This window comes from Curvibacter fontanus (assembly GCF_054780335.1).
Window position 1 is genome coordinate 17,297 of sequence record NZ_BAAGWN010000035.1, and the last position, 10,019, is coordinate 27,315.

At 58.3% G+C, this 10,019-nt stretch carries 9 protein-coding genes; 3 read left to right on the forward strand and 6 right to left on the reverse strand.

The window, feature by feature from the left end; all coding sequences use genetic code 11:
* Nucleotides 1-2 precede the first annotated feature (2 nt).
* The 3 genes from ACYVH8_RS13115 to ACYVH8_RS13125 are packed head-to-tail and all read left to right on the forward strand — an operon-like array spanning nucleotide 3 to nucleotide 5,219.
* Nucleotides 3-716, forward strand: coding sequence for a DUF4194 domain-containing protein (locus ACYVH8_RS13115; protein ID WP_460489270.1), 714 nt, complete (start codon nucleotides 3-5; stop codon nucleotides 714-716).
* On the forward strand, nucleotides 713-4,069 hold the full coding sequence (locus tag ACYVH8_RS13120) for an ATP-binding protein (RefSeq protein ID WP_460489262.1): 3,357 nt from the start codon (nucleotides 713-715) through the stop codon (nucleotides 4,067-4,069). Before ACYVH8_RS13115 ends, ACYVH8_RS13120 begins: the two co-directional genes overlap by 4 nt.
* Nucleotides 4,044-5,219 (forward strand): Wadjet anti-phage system protein JetD domain-containing protein, encoded by a 1,176-nt coding sequence (locus ACYVH8_RS13125; protein WP_460489263.1) that lies wholly within the window; start codon nucleotides 4,044-4,046, stop codon nucleotides 5,217-5,219. Before ACYVH8_RS13120 ends, ACYVH8_RS13125 begins: the two co-directional genes overlap by 26 nt.
* 158 nt (nucleotides 5,220-5,377) lie before the next feature.
* Here the strand turns inward: ACYVH8_RS13125 and ACYVH8_RS13130 are convergent, their stop codons facing one another.
* The 6 genes from ACYVH8_RS13130 to ACYVH8_RS13155 form a co-directional block, all read right to left on the reverse strand.
* A complete protein-coding gene (locus tag ACYVH8_RS13130) occupies nucleotides 5,378-6,187 on the reverse strand; it encodes a metallophosphoesterase (RefSeq protein WP_460489264.1) in 810 nt (269 codons plus the stop codon).
* 84 nt (nucleotides 6,188-6,271) lie between these two features.
* The gene (locus tag ACYVH8_RS13135; protein ID WP_460489265.1) at nucleotides 6,272-7,216 is read right to left on the reverse strand and encodes a hypothetical protein; all 945 of its coding nucleotides are present in this window, start codon (nucleotides 7,214-7,216) and stop codon (nucleotides 6,272-6,274) included.
* Entirely contained in the window at nucleotides 7,213-8,307 is a 1,095-nt protein-coding gene (locus ACYVH8_RS13140; protein ID WP_460489266.1) for a hypothetical protein, read from the reverse strand. The genes ACYVH8_RS13135 and ACYVH8_RS13140 overlap by 4 nt, the downstream gene beginning before the upstream one ends.
* A 307-nt stretch (nucleotides 8,308-8,614) precedes the next feature.
* Complete coding sequence (locus tag ACYVH8_RS13145) at nucleotides 8,615-8,764, reverse strand: 50S ribosome-binding protein YggL (RefSeq protein ID WP_460489267.1); 150 nt, start codon at nucleotides 8,762-8,764, stop codon at nucleotides 8,615-8,617.
* Nucleotides 8,765-8,772: 8 nt separating this feature from the next.
* A complete protein-coding gene (locus tag ACYVH8_RS13150) occupies nucleotides 8,773-9,129 on the reverse strand; it encodes a 50S ribosome-binding protein YggL (RefSeq protein WP_460489268.1) in 357 nt (118 codons plus the stop codon).
* Nucleotides 9,053-9,847, reverse strand: coding sequence for a metallophosphoesterase family protein (locus ACYVH8_RS13155; protein ID WP_460489269.1), 795 nt, complete (start codon nucleotides 9,845-9,847; stop codon nucleotides 9,053-9,055). The genes ACYVH8_RS13150 and ACYVH8_RS13155 overlap by 77 nt, the downstream gene beginning before the upstream one ends.
* Between the last annotated feature and the right edge of the window lie 172 nt (nucleotides 9,848-10,019).

A 10,019-nucleotide genomic window follows, 5' to 3' on the forward strand; every position in this document is an offset into this window, starting at 1 on the left:
CGATGGAGGGGCCAGCCGCTGAGGAGCATGAATCCAGAGTCACGGGCGCGGAGGGGACAACCTTCCGAGGCGACACGGGTGGACTCCCTATCGACACCCGGCGTGTGCTGGTGCAGCTACTTCTCGGCCCCTCGGTGGACGCTCGGCGTCAATCCAGGCTCTGGCCGATCTTGCTACGCGATGAGTCTATCATCCGGTCGCGCATGCACGACCTGTTTCTTGAGGTCGTCATCGACCACGAGCAGCGCGTCGCGTTCACGCGGCAAGTCGTCTCCGAAGACATCGATGTTCCCATCTTGCTCCGCAAGGCCTCGCTGACTTTTCTGGAGACGGCGTTGTTGCTGTTCTTGCGGCAGCGGTTGACCCAGGCGGATGCGCAGGGCGAGCGCGCGGTCGTCTCGCTCGATGATATGCAGGAGCACCTGTCGGTGTTTGAGCGCGACAGCAACCCCGACCATGCGAAGTTCGAACGACAGATTGTCAACGCCGTCGACAAGGCTAAGAAATTGAGCCTGCTGCAGTTTATCCGGGGTTCCGGCGAACGGTACGAAGTGTCGCCGACCCTGAAGCTGCTCTTCTCGGCTGAGGAGATACAAGACCTGGCGCGAACCTACGCTGCATTAGCCTCCTCGCCTCCGGAGACAGCCAATGGTGGCGATGACGTCGAAGTCGATGAGCCCGCCAGCAATAGTAATGACGAGGGGGAGCCGCTATGAACCCCTTTGGCCAAACCACCATACTAGACGGCAGCAGTGACCAGTTCCGGCTCTCTCGTATCCAGACGTTCAACTGGGGAACATTCTCAAATGTGTTCGACTTCCCGATCCCCAAGGAGGGCTACCTTTTCGTCGGACCGTCTGGTTCAGGTAAGTCGACGGTCCTGGATGCACACGCGGCGCTTTTGACACCGCCCAAGTGGGTGGATTTCAACGTGGCCGCTCGCGAGACCGAGCGACATGGTCGTGACCGTAGCGTCATGACCTACCTACGTGGAGCCTGGGCCCAACAGACGGGTGATGGTGGTGAGTACGTTTCGCAGTACCTGCGCAGTGGTACCACCTGGTCTGCCATCGCTGAGACTTACCGCGACGAGCAGGGGCGTGTCGTTGTCCTCGCGCAGGTTCTCTGGGTCAAAGGCAATTCCACTGCTTCCGGGGATGCCAAGCGGTTGTACCTGACCCTCGAGCGTGTGTTCGAGGTGCAAGAGCTCGAGTTCTTCGCCAAGAACGAGTTTGACACCCGCCGATTCAAGCACGACCTATCCGATGCAAAGGTACACACGGAGTTCAGCGCGTACCAGGAGCGATTCCGCCGTTTGCTCGGAATTGACAATGAACGTGCGCTTCGGCTCCTTCACAAGACCCAGTCCGCCAAGAACCTGGGTGACCTCAACGTGTTCCTGCGGGACTTCATGCTCGATGAGCCAGAGACCTTCGCAATTGCTTCCAGCCTCGTCAATGAGTTCGGGGAGTTGAACGAGGCGCATCAGGAGGTGGTGGCTGCCCGCATGCAAATCCAGACGCTCAAGCCCGCTCGGGAGGAGCATATAGAGCTTGAACGGGGCAACAACGACCGCAACGGGTTGCAGTCTATCCAGACAGCCACTGACCAATACCGGGAGTACCGGCGCAAGGTTCTCATCGACGAGCGCATTGCGGAGCTGGGCGTGGCCAAGGAAGCGTCTCGCCAGGAGCTTCAGCGGTTCTCTCAAATCGCCGACGACGAGTACAAAAAGCTGACGGACCTGCAGCGTCAGAAGCTCAACATGGGTTCTGATGTGCTGGATCGCCTTGAAGAGGACATCAAGAAGGCGGAGGAAGAGAAACCCGTCCGAATGAACAAGCGCGACCAGGCTGCTGCTGCTTGCAAGGTCATGGGATGGGCTGTTCCGGACAGCGTCGTCTGGTTCGTCCAACGCGTGGAGTCTGCCAAGCAGCGCGTACTGAAGGCACGGGACCTGAAGATGGAGGTCGAAGGCCGCAAAGACCAGCTAAAGGCAGAGCATCGGCAGGCTAGCGAGGACTTCACCAAAACGGTGAACGAGGTCAAGGCCCTCGAGCGACAGAAATCGAACCTGCCTGCCCGGCTTTTGGACCTCCGCGAGCGTATGGCTCGGGACCTTTCGATACCGGAGGAAAAGCTGCCCTTCGTGGGCGAGTTGGTCGAGGTACGTTCGGATTCGGCTGAATGGAGGGGTGCAATTGAGCGGGTTCTGGGCGGCTTCGCGCGATCCATCCTTGTCGACGACAAGCATTACTCAGCTGTCTCGGCATATCTGAACGAGCGCAACATCGGTGAACGCCTGGTGTACTTTCGAACCATTCAGCAGGCGTCAGGTCGGACGCCTGGTCCGAACTCACTGGTGCGAAAACTGAACTTGGCGCATGGCAGCTATGGTGACTGGGTGCGTGAGGAGTTGAAGAACGCGTTCGACCTGGAGTGCGCTGACACGCTGCAGTCGTTCCGAAATGCTTCAAGGGCGGTTACGCGTGAGGGTCTAGTCAAGCACAGCACGACGCGACATGAGAAGAATGACCGCCATTCGGTCAATGACCGCAGCCAGTGGGTTCTGGGATTTGACAACAAGGAAAAGTTGGAGCTGTACAAGAACGAGGCGGTGGAGCTCGGTGGCCGTATCACCGAGCTGGAGAAGGAGCTTAAGAAGGTCGGTGTGGAAGAAGACCTCCAGCAAGAGCAGCTTCTGCACTGCCAGAACCTTTCAAATCTGACCTGGAACGATGTGGACGTCGGCTCACTCCTGGCTCGCATCAAAGACTTGACGACACGGTTAGAGGCTGAGCGTGAGGCAAGACCCGATCTTGCTCGACTGGACGATGCCATTGCGACGCAGGAAGGTGTTCACTCCATCGCGGTCGGAAAGAAGAACGAAGAGGACTCCAAGGGCCGAGGCATCGTCAGTGACATCGGCAAGATGAAGGACAGGCTTGATGAGCTGGCGCGTCTCTGGCCTACGTCTGACCGTGCACCGGCATTCGCTGACCAAATCGCAGCTAGGTACACGGCTATCGGCAAGGAAGTCACTCTCGAGAATCTTGACCAAGTGAACGGTCTGGTCGACCGCGTCCTCGGCACCGAGTTACGTGCCCTTGAAACTCGTTTGGCCGAGCTGAAAGGGTCTATCGTCCAGCGATTCGCAGAATTCAACCGCCTGTGGCCTGCGGTTGCAGGAGGTCTGGACGCCACGCTGGCTAGCGCCGACGACTATCTGGCCAAGCTCAAGCGTCTCGAAGACGATAACCTCCCTGCCTACGAGGACCGGTTTTTCAGTCTGCTGCGCGAGCAGAGCGACCAGAACCTTACGCTGCTGGCGACCAAGCTCGACGAGGAGCGTTCGGCGATTCGCTCGCGCATGGAGCTTGTTAACGAAAGCTTGGAAACGGCGCCGTTCAATCCCGGGACTCACCTCGTCATCGAGACGACGGACAAGTCGCTCGAGGAGGTTCGGATCTTCCGCGCGAACTTAAAGGAGTCGCTCAGTCACTCGTTCTCCAATGATCGCGAATTGGCTGAGGAACGTTTCAAGACGTTGGCCGCCCTGGTCAAGCGGCTCGCGAGCCAGGAGACCGTGGACAAGAATTGGCGCAGCTTAGTGCTCGATGTCCGGCAGCACGTGGAGTTCGTCGCCCGCGAACTCGACGCTGATGACATCGAAGTGGAGGTTTACCGCAGCGGCGCTGGCAAGTCCGGTGGGCAACGGCAGAAGCTTGCGGCAACCTGTTTGGCCGCGGCACTGCGTTACCAGCTTGGTGGCCAAGATCGAGCCCTGCCAAGTTACTCCACGGTAGTCCTGGATGAGGCCTTTGACAAGGCCGATGCCGAGTTCACTGCGATGGCGATGAACATCTTCAAGACCTTCGGATTCCAGATGATCGTGGCTACACCCTTGAAGTCAGTAATGACACTTGAGCCATTCATTGGTGGTGCGTGCTTCGTGCATATTAAGGACCGTAAGAAGTCGGAGGTCATTCCCATCGAGTACGACGGCGAGACCCAGCGCCTGAAGTTGACCCAGGATGTTCGCAATGCCGAAAAAGCTTCTGTCTCTTGAGGCTGCCCAAGATTTCCTTGCTCGGCGCTTCAGGAACCAGCATCAAAGCTGGTTGATGGGCGAGGGAACTTGGCCTTTGACAGTCAGCTTGGGAGTACCAACCGAGAAAGACATCGCGGAGGATGCGGCGGCCGTCAGGGCGTGGGCTTCAGCTTGGCAGTCGAGAACTGGACCCGGTGAGGTTGTGTTCGAAGAACGCCAGTTTGCAAGGCTAGGGCGACACCGACTTCCGGTCAGTTTGACCATGGAAAATGCTGGCGCAGTTGCGGTGGCCGTTGGCGAATCCCGACGATGGGAGATTGCTGGGGATCGTTACCGGCAAATGGTGACCCGTTGGCCAATCATGGCGCAGCGTAAGACGCTTGCGTCCTGGTACGACGTTCTCGCTGACTATTCATCGGAGGACTTCGAGCGGCTGATCATGCTCTTGGCGTGGCTAGAGTCAAATCCGGCGTCAGGCCTGTACCTTCGCCAGCTCCCAGTGGAGGGGCTAGATACAAAGTGGCTAGAGAAGCGAACTGGCTTGGTCGCAGACCTGCTTCGGTCGCAGCGGGAGGTCATGGACGACGATGGCGATGTTTATCGCCTCCTTGGACTAACAAGGCCTGCGCATCGGGTACGCATTCGGATGTTGTGTCCTACTTTGCGTCAATGTGTTAGTGGACTGAGCGACCTCGAAGCCCCCGTCGCAGAGCTTGCGGCGTTACCCATCGCACCCAGAGGTGTAGTCATCGTCGAAAACCTGGAGACGGGACTGGCTCTTCCAGATCTGCCAGGGGTTGTCGTCATCATGCGGTTGGGGAATGCTGTCAGTGCCTTGCGGGCGCTTTCATGGCTGCCCGAGCAGAATGTGGTGTACTGGGGCGACATTGACACGCATGGCTTCGCGATACTTGACCGTGCTCGCCGGGTGATTCCACAGCTGCGGTCTGTTCTGATGAACGAGGAAACATTGCTGTCGCATAAGCCATACTGGGGACAAGAACCCACGCAGTGCCCCGACATTTCTCTCGATTCACTGACAGCAGATGAGCAGTCGGTTTACAAAGACTTAAGAGCCAATCGCTGGGGGCCATGTGTTCGGCTTGAGCAGGAGCGATTGGGGTGGGTTGAGGCAATAGAAACTCTTAAGCAAGCGCTGCCTACGTAGCATATCGAAAACTTGGCCCACGAATACAGTGAGGGAATGCATGCCGCATGCTGCGGTGCGAATGGCCGCTCACGATAGCAAGGCTCCGGTGCATTCATCGACCTGTCCGCGACCCCGTTCTGGGTCAATGCGTCAAAGTAGATCTCAGAGGAATTCGATCAGACATCCAGCAGTTGGCGGCGCTCGTAGTCAGGGTTCTCCAATCTGAGCTCACCTCTGCCCGAAACGAACTCGTTCCTGTTTAGTACATATCCTGCAGGATTCGAGACCACTTTGCATCGGCCCACCTGATAGTTAAAGCTGTCGTGGGCATGGCCATGAATCCAGAGATCCGCCTGATGCATCAGGTCTGACAGATCAGACGCAAACGCGGGCGTTAGGGGATGGCCTACATATTTGCGATGGACGCTCAGCCGATGGGGTGCATGGTGGCTGATGACGACAGTCTTCCCAGGAAAGTCCAGTGCTAGCTCACCCTCAAGCCATGAACGACTGGCCTGATGATCCTGCCGCATCTGTGCAGGAGTGATGAACTCCTTGGTGCCGTCGCCCGCTAGGCTGCGGATCTCGAAGTGGTCCTTCAGATAGCTTCCTGCCAGCTCCATCGCGCTAGCGGCTGGTCGGCCACGATCCACTGCGTAGTCCGTCCACAGGGTCGTGCCCAGAAAACGGACTCCATCAATATGCAGAGCATCGTTATCCAGCACTCGGATCGAGGTGCCTTCAGCAGCCTGCCTCAGTGCGGCCCGGGCCATTTCCCATACCTGCCCGTAGAACTCATGGTTGCCTGGGACGTAGAGCACCGGAACTGGCCAATCCCGGAAGTGCTGGATCGCATTGACGCCGGTGTGGATGTCCCCAGCAAGGACCAATACGTCGGCCTCGGGGTGTGGTTCGATCAGAACTTCCACACCCAGGTCTTCGGGAAGTAGCTCCAGGTGCAGGTCGGAAGAGACTTGGGCTTTCACAGGAAATAGGGCGGGCGATTAAGGTGGCGTGGCTTCGTATCCAGAATACCGGGTCCCGGCAGACGTGCAACTATCCCCGGAAGATCACGGTCGTGGCGGCGGAGGTCTGTCGGAATCGCGCCCGCGTTGCACCAGCTGTTCCAAAGGTTCGATCGCATCCGCCAGCACCACCTGTGCGGTACCGCGGAACTGGGCTTCGTTGAGATCCTGTCCTGCCAACAGCCCCAGATTGCAGGTGTATAGCGCCTGGGCGACAAACTCCGCGTTGGACAGCAAGTCCTTCAGACCTGAGCCGACACGTTGCGCCAGCTCCGCGGCTTGTGCCGGATGCATGCTCTGCAAGGCGCGCGCCCAGCGCTCTGCCCAGGTATCGGTTTCGGCTCTCCCGCCGAGTCGCGCCAACGCGACCACCCGCCCCAAGTCCTTGCTGGCGCGTCGCAGCTTCTGGCCAAAGTAGGGCAGATCTGCAATCACCTGAGGGCCGACTTCTGGGTGATGCAGCAGGTTGGCCAGCGCCATCATGGCCGGCGTCGCTATCCGCACGCCGTGCTCCGACTCCACCGCATCATGCTGAACCAAGCCCAGAAAGCCGAAGCTCACCAGTGCAAAGTCGCCAATGCTGGTGTGTAGGCGGTGCATTTCGCGCTCCAGCCGTGGTGGCTTGCTCTCGTCGGGTGCACCCAGTAGTTCGAGAAACCAGGCCTTGCTGTCCGGTGGCTGCAGACGCACTGCGGGTAGTGCATCGGTCGGTTGCTCTGGCGTACCTGGCGTTCCCCACTTGTCATGCGGACGCAAACTCCATTTGGCGTCGATCAGCCGGTTGGTGACCTCTTGCGCCGTGACGACTGCCGCGGCGTGGGGCACGACCATGAAATCCACATCCTTCGTGGCAACCCGGCGTTCTCCAGACTCCCGGGGGAAGTGGTAAGCGGCTGCCAGACTGCCGACGATGATCACGTGCTGACGGAACTCCGCCGGCAGTGAACCCGCGATCTGGCGCAGTACGTCGTTGGGAGAGAGATCATTCATGGGGTGATTTTGGAGCGACGCTCGACCAGTTGCTGGATGATTTCCTGGGCCTGCCCATCGAGCCCGAGCTCGTAGAAGTCCGCCAGGCATTGCACAGGACTGGCGTACTGATGGCCATCGCGCATTTCGAAGCCAGGGTCCATGCGCTTGCCAATGAAATGCACCGCCACATGGGATTGTCGAGATTCACCGCTGCGCGGCTCCAGGCTTGCGTCCAGACGACGCACGTCAGAGTCGGAGAAGCTGCCGGGTTGACCGGCGACGATAAGGTCTAGCCGAGGTGTTCCCACGATATTGACCTCTGGAACGTATTGCTGAGCCCCCAATACACCACTGATCGCGACGTCCGAGCGTTGCATGTCCTGTAACCGCGACACCATCTGTAGATAGGGCCTGGGCAAGCCCGTCGTGGAGACATAGTGCACTGTCTTGCGCGTATCTGAGGTCCGTGCAAGCCAGTTTCTCCACTCGGACCACGGGAAGCGCCCGAGCTGGATCGCCCGACCTGGGCCCCGCTCGATCAGGCCTTGCTGCTCAAGTGACCTGATGATGCCCGCAGCAGTTGGGTAGCTCACACCGGCCGCTGAGACGATCTGCATCGTCGACTCCGGGGGCTTGTGCTGCAGCCAAGTCTGGATCAGCCGCTCAAACACCGCATCGCGGCCTGCACCAGGGGCACTGGTGTAGCCGCGAACTGCAGCAGCGTCCTGCTCAGCCAGGCCATCCAGATATGCGAGGAAGTCAGCATTGCGTAGCTCGGCAGGGAGGTCCCATTCCTGTGGATTTTTACTGCTGTCTGCGCGAAGGAACTCGACGCGCTGCATCAACTCCGGCCTAAACAGCCGTTGCATCATCTCCCGTTCCTGTGCGATCTTGCTGGGACTGATACGGCTGTCCTGCAGCACGATCAACCCTCGCAGCAGGGAGTCACGGGATGACAGCAATTCATAGCCCATCTGCAGCGCGGACGAGCGTAGGTCGCGCAGGCTGCTGCCCGACTTGATCTCGATGAGCCAGTTGCGCCAACGACCGTTGACGCCGGTCCCTTTTCTCGATCGGTTGGAGGTCAAATCAGTGAACTCAGGATCCATGAAGTTGCACTTTGAATTAAATGTGCAACTTAAATTATATCGAGCCGGTGATAAAGTGCAACTTCAATTTGAATGTGCAACTTTGCGTTGAGCGAAGCCCAGCTCGCACTTGACATGGTCGGATTGTCAACGCCTTCATGGATGAAGGTCAGGTCGAAGATTCGGTCGTGAAGCGCTATCGCCCGAACTGAGCCGTAGAGCCTGCCAAGCGTCGTCATCTGACACTGATGCAATCAAGCAAAAGCGAGGATCGAAATATTGAGGGCCTTCCGCGGCTGACGCGGCTAAAACCGAGTTGCCGGAACAGTTACGGCATAACACCCTCATCGTCGGCATACCAAATGTCGAAAAGCTCGCTCGCCCTGACCTGAGCGATCTCGGACCGGGCTCGAAGCCAACTCAGCACGGCCAGGCGTTGCGACTCAGAGACGGAGCTGCGACCAGGACGGGTGACCACGCCACCGCTTACCCACCTCCAAATGCAAGGTCACCAGGTTCAATGGCTTCGACGATAAGAGCAGCCACCAACGCCTCCGCCTGATCCGGACTGAGAGGCAATTTGAAAGAGGCCTCCCATGTGAAGCCAAGCTCCTGAAACTCACCAATTCGGAGCTTCTTCCTAAGACGACGACTGCGATTCTTTGCCATGCTTAGAAATCTATCGTATGAGGGCCTCACTGCCCAAAAGGACGATCGTTCCTTGTGGAGCGGGTAGCCCACCTGATTCCGCCGAGGGTGATGAGCATCACCATCCAAGTACACCCTCGTAGATTTCCTCACCAAGACCGTTTTTGATTTGGCAGTAGCGAAGACCGACAGCATCGAATCCCAGGCGACTGCGATGCTTGGTGTACTGAGCCGTCTGATCATCGTGATGGTGCCCATGAAAACTTCTGGCCACACCCAAACTGCGCGCCAGTCCATCCAAGGCCTCAAATCCGCGAGGATGACAGCTGGGGGCCTCGTGCGTTACAAGAATGTCTGCCTGCCCTTTCGCAAGGGCATCAAGGTCATCTGCATAGATGGCAGCGTTGTACTCCGGCGAAGGGTGCTGGCTGCCGCGAAACTGCAAAGCGTTGCGGCTCACCGCTGCCTGCTTGGAGGAACATGCCGGGGCAGCCGGTGGCAACCAGACGCCTTGGACGAAGTGCCCGCCCAAGCCAGCCACCCGGACCCCGGAAAGATTCGCAACCTTGCCGTGCAATGCCACTGCGTCTCCGGCGTCATGCAGCATCGACCAGTGCTCGTGACTGTCAGCGTCGTGGTTGCCGTGAATAAAGGCAATCCTCAGATCGGGATCGAATCGACGTAGGGGCGCGAAGATCTCATTGAATGGCCTGTGGTCAATGTCGATGTCTCCCACAAAGACGATCCAATACGGCCGCAGCTGAGCTTGCAGCAGTGACTGAGCGAGGTGTCTGAACTCGCCGTGTACGTCCCCAACGAACCACATACGGCGCAGTGTTTCGGAACGGTTCTGGTCGAAATCGGCGATGCGAGTGTTCATCATATCGGCGTCAATATTATGAAGATGGATCAAGAAAGCAGCCCTACTGAGGATGTTCCCACTACTGTCAAAAGAACCTATTGATCTTCTCTAAAAACATGACAACCGCTGTACCGTCCGTGCGTTATGTCTGCAGGCTTGTTCCTGGAGAATATGGGCATGGTGCAAAAGCGATTGAGCGAGGCGGCGAAAAAGCGGGTGCGCG